A 21,820-nucleotide genomic window follows, 5' to 3' on the forward strand; every position below is an offset into this window, starting at 1 on the left:
TTTAGATGTTGCGGAGAGTATTCGAGTTTATATACTCCGTGACATCAAGATAAGCCAGTCTTTAATACGTACTGCAAGGAATGCGGTTCAACTGGAAAAAGGAATTTCTTCAAAAATATTAACAACTTATTACGATTTGTTAATAACCTAGAAGGTTTCTAAAAACGGATTTTTATCGTCTGCTGTTGTTTGGCGGACAAATAACCTTGGTCACCAATAGACCAAAAAAAATATATGCATAAGGAGCATAGCATGCAATCTAATACGTACTTGAACTACGAAGGAATTAAAGGTGAAACGACTGCTGAAGGGTTTAAGGATTTGATTACTCTTCTTTCCATGGATTGGGGCTCAAATCGTGAACTTTCTTCTTTCACTGGTACTGCACAGGATCGTGAAGCAAGTTCAACTCGTTTAAGCGATATCGTTATTACAAAACTACAAGACAAAGCCTCTCCTGACTTGTTCAAAGAAGCAACAATCGGTAAGGGCAAAAGCGCTGTTTTTCATATCACTAAGCAAGGTGACAAAATCGAAGAGATCATGAAGATCGAATTGACTGACGCAATGATCAGCAGCTACCAAATGTCTGTACAGGGTGACCGTCCTGTAGAAACCATCACTATCAGCTACACAGAGTTGATGATGACTGTTACTCCTACTGACGACAAAAACAATGTTTCTGCTCCGTTGGTATATGGTTACAGCGGTGTTAAAGGTCAGCAAATGTAATTTTACGCTGACTTGTCTGGCGCCGTTCTGGCGCCAGCTTCTGAAAATTCATGATCGGTAAGCCAGACAATAGGATGTTGTGAGGCTAGATCATCATCTCAGTAGTAGAGGCGAATGGATGCAAAAAGCCACACAAGATGCTAATTCAATCAAGATAGCCACACCGTTGGGTAAAGATACCCTTCATCTAACTCGATTTGATGCTAACGAAGGCATTTCTCAAGCGTTTCGATTTGAAGCCTTGATGTATACCAATGGCGTAGAAATCGACCCTAAAGCTTTGATTGGTCAGTCGGTTACCGTCTCATTGCTGATGAATAAAGACGGTAAAGTAGTAGACCGCTTCTTTAATGGCATTGTGAGTGAGCTTAAATCACTGGGACAAAGAGCACCTAATGAAGCTGATGGTGCGCTCTATAAAGATTATTCCGCTACGATTGTTCCAACATCCTGGTTGATGAATCATCGAGTGAACTGCCGAATTTTCCAGAACCTGTCAGTCAAAGATATTGCTAAGAAGTTATTTGATGAGCACGGTGTTAAGTTCTCAAGTAAGTTGAAGAAAACTTATCCAACGTATGAGTATTGTGTTCAATATCAAGAATCAGACTGGGCATTTATTTCCCGGTTACTCGAACAAGAAGGTATTTTTTACTTTTTCGAGCATGAACAAAACAAACATACTTTAGTCATGGCTGACGATGCTTCTGTTTATGAGCCATGTGAAGAAGCTAAAGTAAAGCATGCTACGGGTAGTCTGGCCGAATCTCATGTTCATCAATGGAGTTCCGGACTAAACATCACCCCTGGGAAATATAGTCAAAAAGGCTATGACCACGAAAAACCGCAAAATCTGCCTCAAGGAAGTAGGGCTGATGGTTCTCTGATTCCAAATCAAGCTAATTATGAAGTCTTTGAATACGAAGCTGAGAGTAAGTTTAACGAACGAACTCAGAACATTGCGAATGTTCGTTTAGAGAGTCTCCAAAAAGACATTCATACCAGAATTGCATCCAGTAATTGTCGTTCTTTTACCGCTGGCAAAACCTTTGAATTCTCAGATCATGAGGATAAGGGTGAAATCGGACAAGGGTATGTGATTACTAAGCTAAGCATGTCTGCATCCGTTTTAAGCCAAACCGGATCAAGCCAAAGCTCTGAACAAACGATCATTAATCACTTTAATTGTGTCCCTAAGAACGTTATTTATCGCCCCGCTATCAAGACGCCTAAACCGATTATTCACGGTGTACAAACGGCTGTTGTAACAGGGGAAAGTGGTGATGAGATTCATATCGATAAATATGGTCGGGTGAAAGTTCAATTTCATTGGGACAGAGAAGGTAAAAAAGACAGTAAGAGCTCTTGCTGGATTCGTGTAAGTCAAACTTGGGCCGGGAAACGTTGGGGTGCATTTTTCTTCCCGAGAGTAGGTCAAGAAGTTCTGGTTGAATTTCTAAACGGTGACCCTGATCAGCCTATTATCATCGGTGCAGTTTATAACGCCGATCTGATGCCTCCATACGACTTGCCGGCCAATAAAACCCAAAGCGGTATTAAGACTCGCTCAACCAAAACAGGCTCAGATACAAATTTTAATGAGTTATGCTTTGAGGATGATAAGGGCAATGAACTTATCATGCTGCATGCCGAAAAAGACCACCATCTTAAAGTTAAGAACGATCAGGTGGACTGGATTGGCAACGATCGTAAAACAACGATCGATAGTAATGAAACAGTGACGATCGCCAAAGACAGAAACACAAAGATCGATGGCGGAGACACATTAAAAATTGCCAAAAAACTCACCATCGAGGCAGGACAAGAAATAAGCCTCAAAACCGGTGGGGCATCTATTACTATGAAAAGCGACGGCACTATCACAATTAAGGGCAATAAGGTTACGGTTGAAGGTGCGACCACAAACGTCAAAGGCTCACAGGTCGTAATCAAAGGTGGAACCGTAGCAATCAACTAACACTTAAGAAGGTAGATTGCTTCGGTGCCAGACAAGGCACCACAAGCCTAAACCTTTTGTAAATATGTTCTCTAACTGTACTTTTCCAGAGGCAACCAATTATGGGGAAACCCGCAGCAACGCTTAGTCATATGCATGTTTGTCCAAGATCAACCGGGCCAGTACCTCATGTTGGAGGGCCGGTTGTTGTAGGCTCTGGCAATGTTACGATCGGTGGGCTACCCGCAGCACGCCAGGGTGATAAATGTATCTGTGTTGGGCCTCCGGATGCCATTTCTTCTGGGTCAGCCACTGTGACAATTAATGGCAAACCAGCCGCCAGAATGGGAGACAGTACCAAGCATGGCGGAAAGATTATTTTAGGTAATTTCACGGTATTAATCGGATAAGTTCTAGATGCTAGACAAGGAAAGTCTGCAAGCTCATTGTGAAGCGTTGCTTGAACAGCGTTTGTTCTTACAGCAGATGAAACTCACCAAACTTCAACAACTCAGACAGCATGATGATCGAGTTGTTGATTCCCTGAATTTGTTAAAACGTTATCTTCCTCTTGAGCAAGCGTCTCACTACCTTACGCTGGTTTTTTCAAGTGTGGATGAGTGGTCGCTGAATCTGTCTGAATCAGACCTGAAACCCAATGATGAATTCACTTTATATCTTGCAGAGATATCAGCCTATTTAGGTGTGAATCAACCTTCTGAATTTGTTACTCACTTTTTGAGTTCAACAGGCGATAAGGACAAAAAACTCGGTTTTAAATTAGCTACGCGTTTCCTCTATACCTTGTCAGATCATGAGATCAGAGCATTCGAATGTCTTGAAAATCATGACTATCTACTACATCTTGGACAAGCAGGGCAGCTTAATAAGGTAGATGAACTTAATACCATCATTGTTAGTTTACAAAATGATGTAACGTTAAAGAACGTTGCCCGACTCAGTCGATTATTTCTTGGTGAAGAACAAGACAGCCTCGCACTATTAAAAAGCTTTATTGAGAGTGACCAAATAACCAAGCAGTATTTACATTTCATACTGGCAAATATGCAAGAGCATGAGAGTAGGGCTGCAATATCCCTATTAGCAAATAGCCCAAATGTTGCCCCTGAACTTACGATCTATGCGATGTCAGTTTCCTGCAACCCTGATTATGTTCCATTCCTGATGGAGTTTCTTGCAGATAAAAACAGTCGTGATTACGTTCTAAATGGACTGTCGACTCTCTTTGATGATGCTATTTATGATCTCATCCCTTATGAAGCGTATCATCCAACTCGTGATGTCGCTTGGAGCTTAATCTGCCCTCAAGAACTCGAAAGCAGTATTACTCATTGGCACCATGAAATGAGTTCTAAATGGCCAAATCAGATAGTGGCGGGGCAACTACCAACCAAGGAAAACCTTACAGAAATCTGGCGATCAGGTAATACCTTTCAAAGACAGCAAGCCAGCTTGTGTATGGCTTTAAAAGAGCCAAGGAGTCCTCTTAGAAGTCCAATTTCTTTATTTGGCGGGTTTACGCAATGATAATATCCATTGAACATCAATCCGTATTCTTAGGGAAAGCAAACGATGCACAATTAGCATTGAGCTTAGACTCGGTGACACCGCCACCTGAAGAACTTTGTTTAACCAAAGATTTTAAAACTCACTCGTCGTTTTGCTTTGGAATTGATGAATTTGAAACTGTTGAAAGTCGATACATTGCTCTTATCAAAGAAGCACTTGATCAGTTGGATCTGGATTTAACCGGGGCACCTGTTTTGTTCATCCCCCCTGGTTATGGTCTATCAGAAGAAAGCCAACTAACCGCCTTTACACATAAAGTTTCCGAAGCCTTTCCAAGCTTATTCCAGAACGCTTCAAGTAGAATTTACCCCTACGGCAGATCCTCAGTTTTGATGTTGTTTGGCTATTTGAAAGAGCTATTAGCTAGAGAACCGGGGCAAACAGTGTGGGTTTTAGCTGTAGACAGTTACGCGAATTTAAGACGCCTGAATGAGCTTAATCAATCTAATAAGCTTCTCACTGAAGAAACCGGCGATGGAATGATTGTATCGGAAGGCGCCATCATTCTTGGTATTAAACAGACGACAGAAGGATTGATGGTTTCTTGGTCCGGCTCCGATGCATCAGTATCGCATGGTAAACTTTCCAGTTCTGGTGACTTTGCTGTTGAACAGTTATTTCACAAACTAACAGACCAAACCCAACAACCACTTAATACTATCTATTTACCTGACAATGGAGATCAACAGATTTCAAATGCATGGATGGATGAATACAGGTGTTTAGCTCCGATTATAACTAAAGATACACAGATGTATTTTTCGACGGCGGTAACCGGTGAGCTGGGCTCTGTTGGAGGACTTTACCGATTATTGCATCTCTATAGTTCATACAAAAAAGGTCGCATTGATGGACTAACCATGCAATGTGAAATCTCAGACAAACTATACCGAGCAGTTGCACTATACCAATGGCGATAAAGTCATTGGTTCTGGTTTTCATGTCTATAACATCCCTGATTTAGTAAGTAGTTAGATCTTTCAGCTAATAGAACAAACTCAATTAAAAATCGACGGATGATCCTGATCATCAAACATAATCATGAACAATCTTCATGACTCTTTGGCTCGAAGCCCTATTTTTCTGACATATCCCGTTCCCTAAACTCTCTTAAATATTAATCTGTACAAAAATAAGGCACCTCATTTGCTGTGGGCTGTATGCTCTGCCTGGCTAATTTTAGTGCGAATTTACATATATGGATGAGAGAGGAGATACAGTGATTGAACAAGTAAAACTTGCTTTGGAGGACACCAAATTCACTCCGTTTTGGCTAGATGATCCTAATATCCCTAATGTTGAAGAGAATCTAAAGACGCACATTAAGACAGACTTACTGATAGTGGGGAGTGGCTTTACAGGACTATGGAGTGCAGTTCAGGCAAAAGAACAAAAACCTAATCGTAGTGTAGTTGTTATTGAGGCGAATACGACTGCTATAGGAGCATCAGGTAGACCGGGCGCAATTTTATCACCTTCATTGATGCATGGAATGGAGAACACAGATCGACTCTTCCAAGATGAAATGAATGTGCTGGAACGGCTGGGTAAGGAAAACATGGATCAGTTTCGCCGGACGATTGAGAAATATAACATAGAATGTGATGTTGAATGGTCTGGAGAGCTCATCGTGGCCATGGACGAGCAGGGCGTCAGTGACCTCGAAAATGAATATAAGCTGTATACACAGTACGGTCACGAAGCATATCTACTTGAAAAAGAGGCCCTTCAAAAAGAGATTCATGCCCCAACGTTTATAAAAGGCCTTTGGTCTAAGCAGCGCTCAGGGACAATTCATCCTGCCAAGCTTGCCTGGGGGTTAAAGCGCGTAGCAAAAGATTTAGGTGTTATCTTTTATGAGCATACGCCAATGATCTCAAGTACTAGTGAAAAGGACGGTGTAAGAGTACATACACCAAATGGGAGCATACAGGCAAAGAAAGTGATTTTGGCTACTAATGCATTTACACGACATAAGAAGAAAATAAGAGCCCGGGTTGCAGCCATTCGTGACCGAATTGTAATGACTGAGCCTTTAACCTCTACACAACTTTCTGAATTAGGCTGGGCTAATAGGCAAGGGATATTTGATACTCGATCTCAGCTAAATTATATGAGGTTAACCAAAGATAACCGCATTCTTTTTGGAGGTCGGTTGGGTTATTTCTACGGTAATAACACTGACCCAATCTATGATAAATCACCAGCCCCTTATGTTCGATTGGTTCAGGCGCTCTACACAACGTTTCCAACCATAGCAGGAATAAAAATATCACATGCCTGGAGTGGACCCATTGCCTTAACTAATCGAATGACCGTGCATTATCAGCAGTTTTACCAAGGAAAAATGATCTATGCCGGTGGCTATTCAGGATTTGGAGTGACTGCGAGCCGATTCGCAGCGCGAATTGCCCTGGCAATAGTGGACGATAAAGAGATCCCCGAGCGTCAATTATCATTTACTAAAGCTGTCCCAGCCTGGATTCCTCCAGAGCCATTTAGATGGATAGGCATAAAACTTACTTTTTATGCGTTAGACACCTATAAGGTTAAAGGCGGATGGAGAGATGCCTGGTTTTATCTTTTGAAAAAAATGGGATTACCTTTAAAGCCATAACGAACCTTTGGATTTGCATAAAAAGTACTGAGCAACCGCTATTATGAGTGAAGAGACAACCCTGAATTTGAAAACGATACTAGACAACTTCAGTAATGATTTTACGCAGCAAAGACTAGATTCTGTTGTTGAGTATTTCGCGGAACACGCAGAGTATCGAGAGCTTGGTGGAAACATCATAGTTGGAAAAAAGAACATTAGACAGGCATTACAAAGGCTTTTTGACGGTGCCTATGGCAATTTAAATTTTGAATCTAAGCATTTGATGATTGATGCTGAAAATCGAGCCGTGTGTTTTGTTTGGAACTGCCAGCATAGTTTGTTGGGCAGCCAAGGTTTAGATTTCATCAATAAAATCATTTATTGGGGATTGAGGCTTTGGTATGGACAGCAGTTTTACTGGGAAGGTATAGATTACTTTATCTTTGATCACAAAGGGAAAATTATCAGCAAGCAAACTTATGGAAAAGCGATATTACCAAAGTTTATTCGAGGCAAGTCAAATCATTAAAACAATGTCGCAGTCACATGCTAACCAATGCAGTCAGAGTTTTATGGTATGACTCATTTTGAATATCATTTTTAGATAGCTGAGATCAATAGATCTTGTGACTAGTTTCTAACTCATGTCGAACTCAATAAGGGCTTACATAATTATCACAGTGCACTCAGATCATGCTGTTGGTGTAGTCATAGCGAGTGGTACTAATGCAGCAAACGCCCATATAACTTGGGATACAGCTAAGTAAATCCCAGTAAAGCCCCTGACACGATCAATATAATACTACGCATAATATATATTATGTTAAATTATGTATTTTGTGAGAACTACTCAGTTAGCGGGTTCACCAAGATGCCTACTCTATGCGTTAATTTGAATAAAACTGTTGATGACGGATGACGTGCTTGTTGCTTGAGAGCTCTTCTTAATCCGTTTTTCAGTACGTACCGTTTTAATGAATTAATAGAGCTCATTTTTGTGTGATGTGACTTTGAACTTACGCCACTTTCTCTGATTCAGGTTGAATGCCTGATCTTGTTCCATGCTCAATGCTATTCACAAAATCAATGATCAGCTGATTAAATTTCTCTTTGTGGCTATGGTGTGCCCAGTGCTTACCGCCAACTGTATGCCTTGTTAGATCAATCACATATTCATCGTAGAATTCAAAAAGCTTGTCTGAAATGAAGTTGTCTTCCGTTGGAATAATTAACTGTACAGGGACAGCTATGCTTTTCTCGCCTGGAATACTTGGAGGATTCAACGGATTTTGTCGATACAGGTTAATTGGGTTGAGACAAATTTTCTCAATATCTTCCTGGGTTGCGTCCAGATACATATCATCCGTAGCCACTCCATTCTTTGTAAGAACGGTTTTCCATACGGTTTTACCAATGGTTTTGAATATAGATTCAGGCAATACCGGGATATTAAACAAGTACACGTACCACGAAAAAGCCCCTTGCTTTAGCGCTCTTGCCAGCCTTGTCGGTTGCAAAGACAAAAGGTTTCTTCGTGCCCAATCAAGCATCAATGTTAAATGAGGGCCAGACATACTCGAGTACGAAAGCACCCTTCGTGCATAATAGGCTTCTGAGATAAACGACCAACCTATGACCGACCCCCAGTCGTGCCCGACAAGATGAACCTTTCCTTCTTTGCCAACAACCGCATTGATGACTGCCTCAATATCAGCCAACATATTATTCATTCGATACGCTTTGCGCTGAGCCGACCAAGTCGAGCTACCAACGCCACGCATGTCAAAAGTCACAACCTGAAAATCTTTTTTTAATGTTTCTACCTGATGATGCCAGGTCTTATGACAGTCCGGGAAACCATGTAGAAAGACTATTGTTGGCTGATTTTCGCTACCGTGCACCTGTACATACAGCTCAACATCATAGCTACTTACTGTTAATTCTTTCACGCAAGCCCCCTTCTCTACGCTGCCACTGTTTGAAGTGCCGATGACTTCGCTTGAGTCACGTGAGGTACATTATCGTCCAACCAGTAGGCTGTTTCCTCGGTTATGACTAAGATTTCTTCCCACTTTGCGCCTGTCTGTCCATCCTGGCTTGCGAGATGTGGTTCAATTGCCCATGTTCCTGGCAGAGGTGGATGATCAGACTCTCTTAAATCGTTCCATAGTGGAGATCGCTGACGAAACAGCCCCTTAACAATACCAGGGACCAGCCATTGCAACTGACGGCTACTGAACCCGAATATGGAAACATTATCGTAGAGGCTCTGATGCGTTTTAGTGACTCGATGGCCTAGCACTCGACGAGGGTAAACTTGATGAGCATTTCGGAAACCTGCATCAGAAATCATCTCATCAACATCAAAATAGATCTTTTGAAACGTCTTCTCTGCAAGCGTAGCTTTGAGTATGTACTCTCGGATATCAAGAAGCGTATTCTGAATCTGCTCAAGTACAGGATTGGATTGTCCGAATGATAACGCATAACCAATGTCTGCTGTGTAGCCACCAACTGTTGGTGCGACATCTAAAATGACAGGCATCCCTTTTTCCAGCTTTCTGTTGGTTGGGAAAAAGTGAAAATCAGACCAAAACCCTGTAAATGCAGTTCTATCACCGAACCAGGCAAAGGGTTTATGGAGATAGCTATCAACCCCTCGTTCATCAAGATACTCTTTGATTAATTGTGCGGCTTCTTTTTCGGTCATTCCTTCAGTTAACTGCTTTTCTACCGCCTGAACCGACTCGTACGCTAATGCTTGAACATCTTTAAAGCGATCAAGTTCATGTTGGTTAAAATTGGCTATCTTTTGCATTTTGTATCTCCTAAATTCGAATCACGTTGTGATATTTATTGTTTATTAAGCAACGGCTTCTGCCCTTTGGGCAGCTGGAGAATGCGCCAGATAATCAATTGCTTGCTGGGTGTCTGCTTCTGTGGACGGGTTATAACTCGGGGATAAATATCGCGCTGACTGAAAGGCTAGCCAGCTTAATGAGGGTAGATTTCCCTTCTTCGCTTTGTGACGCCACTCCTTCCAGAATGAACGCCCAATCAGACGGCTTTTATGCTTTTTGATGGTTGGATCTTGCTTCATCAGGTGAGTCGCCCCCATAGTCCACAGGCCGATCAACCCGGTGAAAATCAATGCCATCTGCGGTGCACGACCGGCATAGTTACCACCCATGTACTTATAAACATCAAAAGCCACATTTCGGTGCTCAATTTCTTCCGCCGCGTGCCAACGCAGAATATCCAATATGGTTTCATCCGCATCTTTTTGATCCCAGTTTTTATTCTCCAGTGCGTACTTTCCTAGTACACAAGTGAAGTGTTCAATGGCTGCAATTAACCCCAATCTAAGTACCAACCAGCGTTTTTCTAGTGACTTAGGCAGGTTTTTACCAAACGGTTTATCGCTTAGAGGCTGTTCAAAAATCCATTCCACTTTTTTCACGAATGCGTCTGTATCGAGACCATGAGTTTCCAAATATTCAGCAAGACCAGCGCTGTGCGCCCTAGCATGCATAGCCTCTTGCTTTATGAACCCTTTAACGTCTTCTCGAAGTTGCTCATCTTCAATATAAGGAAGCGCTTTGTTATATAGACGGCAAAAGAAGAACTCTCCTGCGGGTAAAATTGTGTGAATTACACTAATAAAATGGCTACTGTAGGGATCATCAGGAATCCAGTGCAAAGGTGTTTCGGAATAGTCGAACGACACCTTGCGTTGAATTAAATGGACGTCCGTTTTGGAATGTATTTTTGAAATGTTTGAATCAGTAACACTCATGCCACACCTCACTTCAGTTAGATGAATCGTTACATGGAAAGAGAAGTTCCTGATACTTATGAAGGTATAAGAATCTGGATTTTTTCATTCTCATGTAATCCTGAGGTTCAAGCAGGTCAGTTTTTGCCAAGAATCTATCATTTTCGGACAAGGTCACAGTTACGTTGAGTTAATTAAAAAATCAATGCGCTATAATTTACATAATTTTATGTGCCATTGTATTATGTAGAGATGTTTAGATTCGGCCCAAACGATAAAGTCTTTGATTTCAGATACTTCCCGCCATTGATCAGAACGGCAGTAGAGGAAGGTGCTGACTTATGTGAATTACTCAGAGGAACGTGCATTCCAGAATCAGCACTCGGTGCGGATGACTATAAGGTCAGTGTCAGTCAATTAGAGGTATTGGTTGGAAACATCAGCCAGCTCTGCCGTCCATTTTTGATTATGGAATACGGTTCGCAATTAAACCTTAGTGCATTTGGCATTGTGGGTTATGCTGCGTTGAGCAGTCCCACAGCTCGTGATGCGTTGCGTATCGCCAATCAATACATGCCTATTGTGTTGCCGTTGCTTGATATTCAGGTTGAAGAAAAATCTGCGTATGCAGCGATCAAACTTGAATTAACCTATCCAATCTCGACAAATGCTGGCAAAGCACTTTTGGAAGCGTCCTTAGCGAGCCTTTATACAATGGCTCAGTTTGTCTTGTTAGACAAAATGCCTAAGGTCCGGCTTGAAGTTAAACACAAGCTAGAGCCTTATCACTTTGAATTTGCACAAATGATGGATGCAGACATACAAGGCGAATGCCAGCACAATCAAATATTCATTCCGACGGATGTATTAAATCTCCCCCTCCCCTTAGCCAATCAAGTTTCATTCAATATGAGCATTAAACAATGCGATGAGTTGATGGAGCAGCTACCGACTCTTGATCGAAGCCTTACTTCTGGTATTCAACGTCGTTTACTTCATCATCAAGGAGAAACTCAGCTAACACAGGAGGAAATCGCCAGAGAGTTATTTATCAGCGTAAGAACCTTGCATCGGTTTTTGAAACGGGAGGGCTCCAGCTTCCGTGACATAGTTAATGACACGCTCACTCTGAAAGCCAAGTACCTGCTTGAAGAAGATAAATACAGTATCAGTCAGATTGCACAGGAACTGGGGTACACCGATGCGGCTAACTTTACTCGCGCATTCCGAAATCACACTGGTGCTACACCAACGGAATATAGGAAGAAAATTCAGGTACCCTCCTAATCAACACACATTACTTTGCCATTTGGTAATCTTGCGATAAACCTGCCATGAAATATGAGACGTACTATTTAAATGTGATGATAGGCGTTTGGAAGCCCCTTTTTAGTCATCAGGTTAGGAACTTTCAGTAATTATCCACTGAGGATAATGACAATGAACATTCGGTTTGATTGGTTAAACAAAACCCAATTTCCAATGACTTCACTGGCTATTTCTGTATGCATGGCAGTTCAACCCTCATCTGTTTTTGCCAATGGGCATGATGACAATGAAGAAGTGCCCTTTGAGGAAGCACGTATCTATTTTGAGTTGAATGATACAGACGGCGATTTAGGTATTCATGGACTGATCGATGGTGACGCCTGGAAATATCTTAAAATTGAAGACCCTAATGAAAAAAATATGCTTGAGGCGAGAATCAAAGGCCGACTCAGACAGCAAGGCATGACGGAATTTTTCTTTGAAAGTGCTGAACCCAGCTTCGACGAACTAGATCCCTCTGAGTTCTTTGAACGTTTTCCTGAAGGTACCTATGAGGTAGAAGGCGTTAGCCTCGAAGATGAGGAATTAGAAAGCGAAGTATATTTGTCTCACGTGATCCCTGCGCCAGCGAGTGGTATTACTATATCAGGTGAAGACTATTCTGAAGATTGCGATGAAGACGTTCCTGTTGTTTCTGCACCCATTGTGATCGCATGGGTGCCTGTCACCAGTGACCACCCTAGCCTTGGTACATCAGGTGATATTGAAGTTGAGATGTACCAATTGGTTGTGGAAATCGAAGAGCCTGAAACATATGTTTACAGCGTTGATTTGCCCCCAGACGTCACAGAGCTTTCTGTTCCTGATGGATTTATTGAATTGGCGGATGAGTTTAAGTTTGAAGTGTTGGTTCGCGCTACCAACGGAAACCAAACAGCCATTGAAAGCTGCTTTGAAGTTGAATAAAACACATTAGCTTCATAATCTAACTCATTGATTTAGTTTATGAAGCTAACTGTCTTCGACGTAGTGTGCATTTGAGTCGACTAATGTTAGTTTGACGCCTTGGGTTGCTTAGTGAGGCATCTGATAAAGCGGTCTATCCTTAACGACAGACAACCGTTTGGGGACTACCATTAATAGACTCAGGTTGCATTTATTTGATGGCATGAATGATGAAAATTCTACTCATCGAAGATGACCAAGTCATTGCAGATTTGATTTGCAAGGGAATGAGAGAAGCCGGTTATGGTATTGATCATACTGATGATGGAGTAACCGGCTTGAGTCATGCTCTGTCCGGTTGTTATGACCTTGCGGTTGTCGATTTGATGCTGCCGAAATTGGATGGGTTATCCATCATAGATTTGGTTCGACGTCGAAAAGTTAACTTACCCATCATCATTTTAAGTGCAAAGCGTTCAGTCGATGAACGAATCAGTGGACTTCATCACGGTGGTGATGACTACCTGACAAAGCCTTTCTCCTTCAGTGAATTGCTTGCCAGAGTCGAAGCTTTGCTACGACGATCAAGTAATGTTGTTGAGCCAACAACAATTGCCTACAGAGATTTAGAAATTGACTTGTTATCACGTGGCGTTGTCCGAGGTGGTAAAAAAATTGACTTACAGCCGAAGGAGTTTTCGTTATTAGAATACTTACTTCGTAATCAAGGCCACGTGGTTTCCAAGACCATGATTATGGAACGCGTGTGGGATTATCACTTTGACCCAGGAACTAATGTCGTCGAAGCGCGAGTTAGTAAGTTACGAGAAAAAATAGACAAAGGATTTGACTCTCCATTGATTCATACAGTGAGAGGCTTGGGATATGTCCTTAAAGAACAGCATTAGACAACCGGCCAAGTTATCTACCCGATTAACAATTTGGTATACGGTCTCCTTCCTCATCCTGTTCAGCATGATTTTTCTAGGTCTGTATCTCTTTATGAGCTCTACGTTTAACGAAAATATGAAAGAGGATCTCACCGGCGATATTGAAGAGTTACAAGAGATATACGAAGAACAGGGGATGTCTACTCTTCTGAGGGAAGTCAATCAAGAGATACTGACTGAAGATCCAGAGCAATTCTTTATCCGGTTAACGAAACAAGATGGCACGGTTCTTTTGCAGTCTGAACTTTCGAACTGGCAATATCTAACAACACCTGATGTGCTCTATGACCTGCTTTCAAACAGTGAAGGTGACGTTCATATAGCCCGGTTAACTAAGGAGAATTCTGAGGTTTTCACTGCTGCAGGATTAATCGGTCCCGACCTTCTGATCTATCTCGGTGAGACAATGGAAGAACGCGATAATCTACTGAATGATTTACTTGGGATCTGCGTGGTTATTTTGGGCTTTGTTTTACCCTTAGGGGCATTCAGTGGTTGGTGGATGTCCCGGAAAGCCGTCAGCGGAATTAAAGAAGTAAGTCGTGCTGTGGATGATCTCGGAAATGGTCGGTTAGACCGTCGTGTCATTGTTCACTCTCATGGTGATGAAATCACAGAGTTGGCCAATAAGTTCAATGAGATGGCGGAGCAGATCCGAAAGTTAATTTCTGAAATGCGAGAAATGACAGATAACATTGCTCATGATTTGAGAAGCCCTCTCGGAAGAATACGAGCCATTTCCGAATCGGTACTGTCTTCCAAACACACGATTAAAGATTACGAAAAAGCCGCATCAGATACGCTGGAAGAGTGCGATCGCCTCCTGCTTATGATCAACATGACGTTAGATGTAGCTGAAGCCGAAGCAAGTGTTCGAGAACCTAATTCACAAGAAGTAAATCTTAGCAGTTTGACAGAGGACGCATGCGAGCTGTATGGCCCTGTTGCTGAAACGAAGCAGATTCAATTGTCCACCCATCTTGCCCCAAACTGCTCTATCTATGGCAATAAACACAACCTACAACGAATGCTCGCAAATTTAATTGATAATGCAGTGAAATACACGCCCGAGCATGGCGAAATCATTGTTGAATTGGCTTTGCACGATTCTGACGCCATTGTCACAGTCGCCGATACCGGCATTGGCGTTCCCGATTCAGATAAGGATCGCATCTTTGACCGATTTTATCGTTGTGATCACAGTCGCACAAAAGATGGCTGTGGACTAGGGTTAAGCTTTTCAAGAGCTGTGGCAAGAGCACATGGTGGAGACATAAAACTCAGACAAAAACAATCGCTGAGTAGCGTGTTTGAAATATCTCTACCGATGAATCGTTAGTTTCAGCAAACTTGCTGTAAGAGAGCCTCAACATGAGCGCGCAATACCACCTGACCCGTTATGTCCTTCCTTCTGTACTGTTTATTGTACTGCTTATAGCTATATGTCCCTTCTCCGTATCGGCGAATACAAACTCAGAGCCATCAGACATTCAAATTCAGTATGGTGATGATGGCAGTTGTGTTGAAAATGAACTGGAAGCAACTGAGCAAGCCGTACTTTGTATTGGTGTGGAGCTTTATGGAAGTTACAGCCATATTCTGGTTGAAAATAACACCGAAGGCACCGACCACACGTTAACGCAATTTGAAGCAACTCCTGTCCTCCAAGTTGCTCTGCCCGAAAAGCATGGTTGGAGTATCCGTGGCAAATATGAATGGGAAAGTACCAAGGAGTCATCTGAAACTACGGCTGCGTTTGTAGCGTTAAACCATGATGAGTCAGGCGTAGGGTTTCGTGCAGGTTTATTTGAGGTAGGTGGAATAGATCAAGGCAATGAATATATGACTAATCTAGGTGAGGATGCCACAGGAGATTACGGTAACATTGCTGAATCACAACCCTACCTAGAGTTCTCTATAACGACGTTTTCAGACCTTTTAATAGCTTTGGCCTACTCTGCGGACTTGGATGAAATAACAACCGATAATCAGGAATTCATTCAAAAGGCCAGTAACTTAAATGCCGTTCTGGAATGGGGAAACGACAGCACAGCCATTGGCGTTGAGTATGAATACTTCAAGTATGATTTCTATGCTGGAGAGATTCAATCGACTGCCCCCTCATTGGACTCAGAGATGACTATAGGCGTCTCGATGTCTTTTGACCTGACTGAACAGCTTACCCCCTTTTTTAACTACGGATATTCAGAACTCAACAGTGAAGAAACTTCCAGTACCGTTAAAACGCAAGAATTTAATTTAGGAATGGATGTTGAGGTTAATGAGCAGTGGGCTTTCACACTTGGCGGTGAACTGATCAAAGATGACAGAAGTCTGGAGAGTGAAAAGTCTGATGACATTCACAATGTATACGGTGGGCTTCACTACCGTTTAGGTTCAAGTTATATAGGTGTTGCTCTATGGCATTCTGATCAAAAAGAAATACAGGACAATGAAAATATAACGACTCGCGTTGATCTAGAGTTAGGACTTGTGTTCTAAACTAATGCCACCGATCTAATTAAGCAGATGAATTAACTGATGTAACTTAACAGAGATGATGTTTGTGAACTAACCTACTAATTTGTATACACACCTCACCTGAGTATCCCACAGCGTCTATACTTGGTTCATATTTTTCAATAAATGTATCCGGGATTATCCCGATGAAACTTAAGCACCTTCTAATTTTAGTTTTTGTAGTCCTTTCGGCTATTCCTCTGTTCGTGGGACTTCAATATCTGAATCATTACTATGGTGAGCATCATAGAGCACTTTTTACCGAGCATCTGGCATCCCTATCTTTGATAGCAAAGCAAAGAATACTGGGTGTAGTCGATCGAATTGAAGACAGTACATCTTTGATTGCAAGCCGAACTCAAATGAGGATTAGCCTGGACGAGTGGAACACTACTCGTTCAGACAAGCAAAAAAAGAAACTCACAAAAATTATTAATGATGCTAAATATGGGCTTGATCATCTGAAGGACATTCAAATATTCGACCCCAACGGAGAATTAGTTGCGTCCACTCCGGTACAGCCTCCTATTCAGCCCTTAGATTTATCTGTGGGCAACAGCTCCCAGCTAAGACTTCAACTTGAAAACGAGCAGCTTGTCTTAAGAAAGGTTTCTCCTCTCTTATTGAATCATGACTTAGTGGGCTATCTGAGACTCACCTTTATGGCGAACTTCGTTACCGATTTAGTACGGGATCGGACAGGCCTGGGCGAGACCGGAGAGTGGTTAATCGCAGTCAGGGATTCGAATGGTGATGCTCTGTTTGCTGTTCCACTGAAGTATGATTACCGGGCCTCGTTTAAACGAACCGTGGAACAGACTCGCCAGGAAGTCCCCATTGTGCAGGCTCTCCGTGGCAATGAGTTGATCATGAATAACGCTCTTGATTACATGGGCGAACCTGTTCTGGCATCTACACGGTACCTAAAAGAACTCGATTGGGGGCTGGTTGCGAAAATCAATGAAGAAGAAGTAAATCGTCTTATTAGCCAGAATACATCGTTTATTTATACACTGGCGTCAATCATCTTAATTGTGGCGATCGTCGTTGGTATTATCTTATCTGTATACATTTCAAGCCCTATCGAAAGACTCAAGTTCCATGTAGATAAAGTCAGCAAGGGCTCTTTCGAAAACTTTCCTTCCTCAAAAGGCTGGCAGGAAGTAAAGGATCTATCTTCTCACCTAACCAACATCGTTCACACGTTAAAAGACCTGAATGAGAACCTGCAGGCTAAGGTAGATGAACGAACACAAGAACTGTGTCAATCCAATAAGCAACTTGAAGAGTTGTCGCTCAAAGATCCGTTAACTAATTTGTATAATCGTCGTTTTTTCAACGAACGCCTATCTGAAGAAGTTCAACGAGCGCACCGTTACTCAACCCCATTGGCTTGCGTCATGCTGGATATTGATCATTTCAAATCCATTAATGATAAGTGGGGGCATGATGTTGGTGATGATGTACTGGTTGGGCTTTCAAATTATCTGGTTGAAACGGTAAGAGAGTCTGACATTTTGGCCAGATTGGGGGGAGAAGAATTTTGTATTTTACTGCCTGTTTGCAGTGAATCCTCTGCCCTACGCTTTCTCGAACGCATCAAAACAGATATATCCAACCTGGAATTTGTCTGTGAAAACCAGATGTTTCATGTCACTTGTAGTTTTGGAATTGCAGTATTAAATGAACAGCTTTGTAATCCGGGAGCCTTATTAAAAGCGGCGGACCAAGCGCTATACTCTGCAAAGCACGCAGGAAGAAACCGAGTTGTAAGCTACTCGAAGGACTCGGAGATAAGTTAACACCCAAACAAACAGTTTTCTTTACGAAACAAATAGATACAATTAAAACTTAATTCTAAATACCAACAAGCCGATAAGATGTCTAGAATAAAGGCATATAACTAACTAGCGAGAAATAATAATGACAAGTAAAGGACTTCTCTATAAAGGTCTTCTGGCCTCTTCTCTTGTACTTTCAACTGCAGTCGCTCAAGCCGATATCATTGGTGTTCATGGTCGTGTTGGCGCGTGGCTCATGGATTATTCGGGAGAATTTACAGACACAGACAATGGCGGAACTAAAATCGATATTGAAGACGATCTTGGTTTCGATGGTGAAACCATTGGTTTCGCTGAAATTGCATTCGAACACCCTATTCCTGTTTTACCGAACATTAAGCTCGCGTATTTAAGTATTGATACTCACGAAGAAAATACACTTTCCAAAACCATCATCTTCGAAGACACCACGTTCACAGCCAATACCGACATTAAAACTGACTTCGAAACTGATATGTACGATTTCACCATGTACTATGAGCTGCTTGATAATTGGGTTCAGGCAGATGTAGGTTTAACGGTTCGCTATTTAGACATTGATCTAGCCGTTGAAGAAAGCACTGGCACAGTAAGTACAGATGTAAGCTTCTCAACGCCGCTTCCTTTGTTGTATGCGAATGCTCAGTTTGATCTGCCGTTCACTAATGTCTATGCAAATGTGAATGTAAACGGATTATCTGTCAGTGATGTCACCGTTTATGACGCTCAGGCTGCGATTGGTTGGATGCCGCTAGAGTTTATTGGTGGTGAGGTTGGCTATCGTCATTTTGTTATTGATGCTGATGATCTTGATGATTATGAGTTTGATATTACATTATCTGGCCCATATTTAGCTATTAAGGCTGATTTCTAAACTTAGCCGGATAGTAAATAAAAAAGCCCCAAAAACGGGGCTTTTTTTATATTCCTTTTTCTCTTCAGATTGACGCTAAGCTGGCATAGATATGGTTGATTCAACTGCGGAAATTTCGTTTCTTGCCGCAGAAATAATTTCAATACTCTTATCAGGTGTTAGTTGAAGTTTATGTGCTAACTTATTGAAAGAGCTTATATTTGGTAAAGGCGGACAATTCACTAGGAACTTCTGAATGATATTCAGATGCGCCTCTGCGATGATCAGTACATCCGTCATATTTATGCGTTCGACATCAGGCTGGTAATTCCAATCTTCAGCGTGTGCTGCGATCTCAATCAATTCTCTAGGCCACTTCCATTCCCGTAACATGTAAGCCCCCATGACATTCTTGGTTTTATTAATAAACTCATCGATATCAATAAGACTTCCATCAAGAATGCCTGGTATAGAATCTAAATACACAAGCGCAGGCAGAACACCAATGTTTTGAACGATGCCACCTAATAGAGCTTCGTTTTCATCCACCCCTTTCACGCACTTCGCCAACACAAAAGCAATGGCCGAGACTCTTCGAGATATTCCCCAGTGTGCGCGAAAGCGTTTTTTGATTTCTTTATTCTTTGCCGTATAAAGCTCTCTTAATGCAAATAACTGTATTAGTTGCTTAGTGGTTTTGAAGCCTATACGAGTCACCGCTTCTTCACAGCTAGTGATATCCCTGGCCCCTCTAAAGAGTGGGCTGTTCGCTGTACTAACCAACTTTACCGCCATAGACGGGTCCATAGATACGGTTCTTGCCACTTGCGAAGATGTAGAGCCAGGATCATCAATTAGCTGTGCGATCTTATGGGCAACCTCTGGCATGCTTGGGAGAATGAATTTTCCTCGTTTAACATCATTGGCAAATCGATGGATAAGATCCTTCATCAGGGTTGGTGATGTAAGGTCAACGTAGATAACTTGATTCTCAACCCTTTCTTGTATTTTTGATTGGGTAAAGAATTTCGCGATTACATCCCAGGCAATCTCGATTAATGTACATTCCGGATTGGCATACACATCAAACTGGCGGGGCTGAAGGTGTGAGATTGGATTAATAGCATCTGGCGTATTGGCTTTTATGATTTTCTCTTTGCCGTCTTTAGCAACCTTTCTGATAGAACCTGACAGCAAAAAGTATTCAATATTATTGCTTGAGCCCCGTTCAAGGATGCGTTCGCCATCCTTGTATTTCCGCAACTGATTCTTCGCTTCAAGAAGAACCAATTGCTTTTTTCCCATGTCTCTTAGTGGCTTAAATTTCTTTAAATCCAAGATGGTAGCTTTGGTACTGGCCTGCGGTACCGAATCGCTTTTCTTCCTGAATGAGAACATATGCATTCCTCTTCTAACCTAGAGTTAAGGATAGACAAGTATGCGAGAAATGCTGTATAGAAAATAACCTAAAAATTAATTAGGAAAGGCAATCGTAGATGTAACTGACTGAAGCTCTTTCTTGGCGTTCACCAAAATCTGAATACTCTTTTCCGGCGTCAAACCTAACTTAATTGATAGCTTGGAAAACGACGATATTTCGTTTAAAGGTGGGCAGGTTAAGAACTTCCTCAGAATATTGAGATGAGCATTTGCAACGATCACAATATCCGTCATATCGATAAATTGGTTGCTTGATTGATAAGACCAATTCTCTGCATGAGAGACCACATCGATAAGTTGGTCTGGCCATTCCCAATGCTTCAGCATGAAAACGCCCATTTGGGTCTTGGTTTTGTTTACAAACTCATCAATCGTTAATTCATATCGATCCAGGACTTCCGGCATTTGTTCTGCATAAAGCAGTGCTGGGACAACGCCAATATTATGAATTGCACCGCCAAGCATTGCCTGGTTTGGATCAATAGTTCGATTCAATCGAGCGAGAATATAAGCAATAGCAGCCACCTGTTTGCTTACATTCCAATGAGATCTTAAGCGCTTCTGAATTTCTGGGGTTTTAGACTGGTAGAGGTCACGCACAGCAAATACTTTCACCAGGTCTCTTGTGGTTCTTACCCCAATACGGACTATCGCCTCTTCACAAGAAGTGACTTCCCTAGTCCCTCTAAACAACGGACTATTAGCACAACTGACCAATTTAATGGCAATGGCTGGATCAAGGCTTACTTTCCTGGCGATTTTATTCACGCTGATATCAGGATCATCAAGACTTTCAACGATCTGAGAAGCTACCTCAGGTATGCTGGGCAAAATGAACCGCCCCGTTGAAATATCATGTTCAAAGTGATCCAGAACAGCCTGTACTGCTGTATCCAACGGAGTTGTAGAGAGAATTGGAGTATATGACTCATTATTTTGAACGGGGGAAAAGACTTCTTTTGCTTGCTCAAAATAACTACTAAGCACGTTTCTATCAAACACAAGCAGTGTTACAGCGGTTTTTGCAAAGACAGAATATCTGCGTGGTTGTAGGTTTGCGATAGGATGCCGTGCGGCAGCTGTACTTGCTGTAATCGCCTTGGACTTACCATCCTGAGCCTTGAGTAGCGCTTTGCCCTGCAAGAGATAGTACTGATAGTTATCGGTCGAACCGACTTTTGTGATGAGTTTGCCTTTCTTGATACGTACAATTTTTGCTTTTGCAGAGAGAAGTATCTTGTGGTGCTGTGAAAGCGCACTAATAGGATAAAATTGATCAAGTACTTCGAGAGTTACCTCTGGCGCAACAAAGTTACGCTTTCTACTCCGAAATAATGCAAACATCAGGATTCCAGCTTTTATTATTGTTT

19 protein-coding genes are annotated in these 21,820 nt (G+C 42.0%); 14 read left to right on the plus strand and 5 right to left on the minus strand.

Annotation, left to right across the window (positions count from 1 at the left end):
- The first annotated feature begins 252 nt into the window (after positions 1-252).
- The 7 genes from QQL66_RS11830 to QQL66_RS11860 all read left to right on the plus strand — a co-directional run bounded on the left by QQL66_RS11830 (position 253) and on the right by QQL66_RS11860 (position 7,407).
- Positions 253-732, plus strand: a complete 480-nt coding sequence (locus QQL66_RS11830) for an Hcp family type VI secretion system effector (protein ID WP_284381617.1) — start codon at positions 253-255, stop codon at positions 730-732.
- A gap of 118 nt (positions 733-850) precedes the next feature.
- The gene (locus tag QQL66_RS11835) at positions 851-2,710 is read left to right on the plus strand and encodes a type VI secretion system Vgr family protein (protein WP_284381619.1); all 1,860 of its coding nucleotides are present in this window, start codon (positions 851-853) and stop codon (positions 2,708-2,710) included.
- A 101-nt stretch (positions 2,711-2,811) separates the two neighbouring features.
- Complete coding sequence (locus tag QQL66_RS11840; protein WP_284381621.1) at positions 2,812-3,099, plus strand: PAAR domain-containing protein; 288 nt, start codon at positions 2,812-2,814, stop codon at positions 3,097-3,099.
- Between the two features lie 7 nt (positions 3,100-3,106).
- Positions 3,107-4,237 (plus strand): hypothetical protein, encoded by a 1,131-nt coding sequence (locus tag QQL66_RS11845; protein ID WP_284381622.1) that lies wholly within the window; start codon positions 3,107-3,109, stop codon positions 4,235-4,237.
- The gene (locus tag QQL66_RS11850) at positions 4,234-5,199 is read left to right on the plus strand and encodes a hypothetical protein (RefSeq protein WP_284381624.1); all 966 of its coding nucleotides are present in this window, start codon (positions 4,234-4,236) and stop codon (positions 5,197-5,199) included. Before QQL66_RS11845 ends, QQL66_RS11850 begins: the two co-directional genes overlap by 4 nt.
- Before the next feature lie 299 nt (positions 5,200-5,498).
- Positions 5,499-6,896, plus strand: coding sequence for an NAD(P)/FAD-dependent oxidoreductase (locus tag QQL66_RS11855; protein WP_284381626.1), 1,398 nt, complete (start codon positions 5,499-5,501; stop codon positions 6,894-6,896).
- Positions 6,897-6,939: 43 nt separating this feature from the next.
- Positions 6,940-7,407, plus strand: coding sequence for a nuclear transport factor 2 family protein (locus QQL66_RS11860; RefSeq protein WP_284381627.1), 468 nt, complete (start codon positions 6,940-6,942; stop codon positions 7,405-7,407).
- A 487-nt stretch (positions 7,408-7,894) separates the two neighbouring features.
- On the opposite strand, the gene QQL66_RS11865 is transcribed toward QQL66_RS11860, so the two are convergent.
- The 3 genes from QQL66_RS11865 to QQL66_RS11875 are packed head-to-tail and all read right to left on the minus strand — an operon-like array spanning position 7,895 to position 10,674.
- Positions 7,895-8,827: an alpha/beta fold hydrolase gene (locus tag QQL66_RS11865; protein ID WP_284381628.1), complete on the minus strand. Its 933-nt coding sequence runs from the start codon at positions 8,825-8,827 to the stop codon at positions 7,895-7,897.
- Between the two features lie 14 nt (positions 8,828-8,841).
- Positions 8,842-9,696 carry a M24 family metallopeptidase gene (locus QQL66_RS11870; protein WP_284381629.1) on the minus strand — a complete coding sequence of 285 codons (855 nt, stop codon included), beginning with the start codon at positions 9,694-9,696 and terminating at the stop codon, positions 8,842-8,844.
- Between the two features lie 45 nt (positions 9,697-9,741).
- A complete protein-coding gene (locus QQL66_RS11875; protein WP_284381631.1) occupies positions 9,742-10,674 on the minus strand; it encodes a metal-dependent hydrolase in 933 nt (310 codons plus the stop codon).
- 231 nt (positions 10,675-10,905) lie between these two features.
- Here QQL66_RS11875 and QQL66_RS11880 point away from each other — a divergent pair, with 231 nt between their 5' ends.
- From QQL66_RS11880 to QQL66_RS11910, 7 genes are all read left to right on the plus strand, one after another.
- Entirely contained in the window at positions 10,906-11,940 is a 1,035-nt protein-coding gene (locus QQL66_RS11880; protein ID WP_284381632.1) for an AraC family transcriptional regulator, read from the plus strand.
- Between the two features lie 153 nt (positions 11,941-12,093).
- Positions 12,094-12,888: a hypothetical protein gene (locus QQL66_RS11885; RefSeq protein ID WP_284381634.1), complete on the plus strand. Its 795-nt coding sequence runs from the start codon at positions 12,094-12,096 to the stop codon at positions 12,886-12,888.
- A gap of 206 nt (positions 12,889-13,094) precedes the next feature.
- Positions 13,095-13,775, plus strand: coding sequence for a response regulator transcription factor (locus QQL66_RS11890; protein ID WP_284381636.1), 681 nt, complete (start codon positions 13,095-13,097; stop codon positions 13,773-13,775).
- Between the two features lie 94 nt (positions 13,776-13,869).
- Entirely contained in the window at positions 13,870-15,156 is a 1,287-nt protein-coding gene (locus QQL66_RS11895; RefSeq protein WP_284381637.1) for a sensor histidine kinase, read from the plus strand.
- 32 nt (positions 15,157-15,188) lie between these two features.
- Entirely contained in the window at positions 15,189-16,319 is a 1,131-nt protein-coding gene (locus QQL66_RS11900) for a hypothetical protein (RefSeq protein WP_284381639.1), read from the plus strand.
- 164 nt (positions 16,320-16,483) lie between these two features.
- Positions 16,484-18,139, plus strand: coding sequence for a sensor domain-containing diguanylate cyclase (locus tag QQL66_RS11905; RefSeq protein ID WP_284381640.1), 1,656 nt, complete (start codon positions 16,484-16,486; stop codon positions 18,137-18,139).
- A gap of 121 nt (positions 18,140-18,260) precedes the next feature.
- A complete protein-coding gene (locus QQL66_RS11910) occupies positions 18,261-19,031 on the plus strand; it encodes a TIGR04219 family outer membrane beta-barrel protein (protein WP_284381641.1) in 771 nt (256 codons plus the stop codon).
- A gap of 75 nt (positions 19,032-19,106) precedes the next feature.
- On the opposite strand, the gene QQL66_RS11915 is transcribed toward QQL66_RS11910, so the two are convergent.
- Positions 19,107-20,408 (minus strand): HDOD domain-containing protein, encoded by a 1,302-nt coding sequence (locus QQL66_RS11915; protein WP_284381644.1) that lies wholly within the window; start codon positions 20,406-20,408, stop codon positions 19,107-19,109.
- Between the two features lie 75 nt (positions 20,409-20,483).
- Entirely contained in the window at positions 20,484-21,794 is a 1,311-nt protein-coding gene (locus QQL66_RS11920) for an HDOD domain-containing protein (RefSeq protein ID WP_284381645.1), read from the minus strand.
- Between the last annotated feature and the right edge of the window lie 26 nt (positions 21,795-21,820).

The sequence above is a fragment of the Litoribrevibacter albus genome, assembly GCF_030159995.1.
GTDB classification, from domain to species: Bacteria; Pseudomonadota; Gammaproteobacteria; order Pseudomonadales; family Litoribrevibacteraceae; genus Litoribrevibacter; species Litoribrevibacter albus.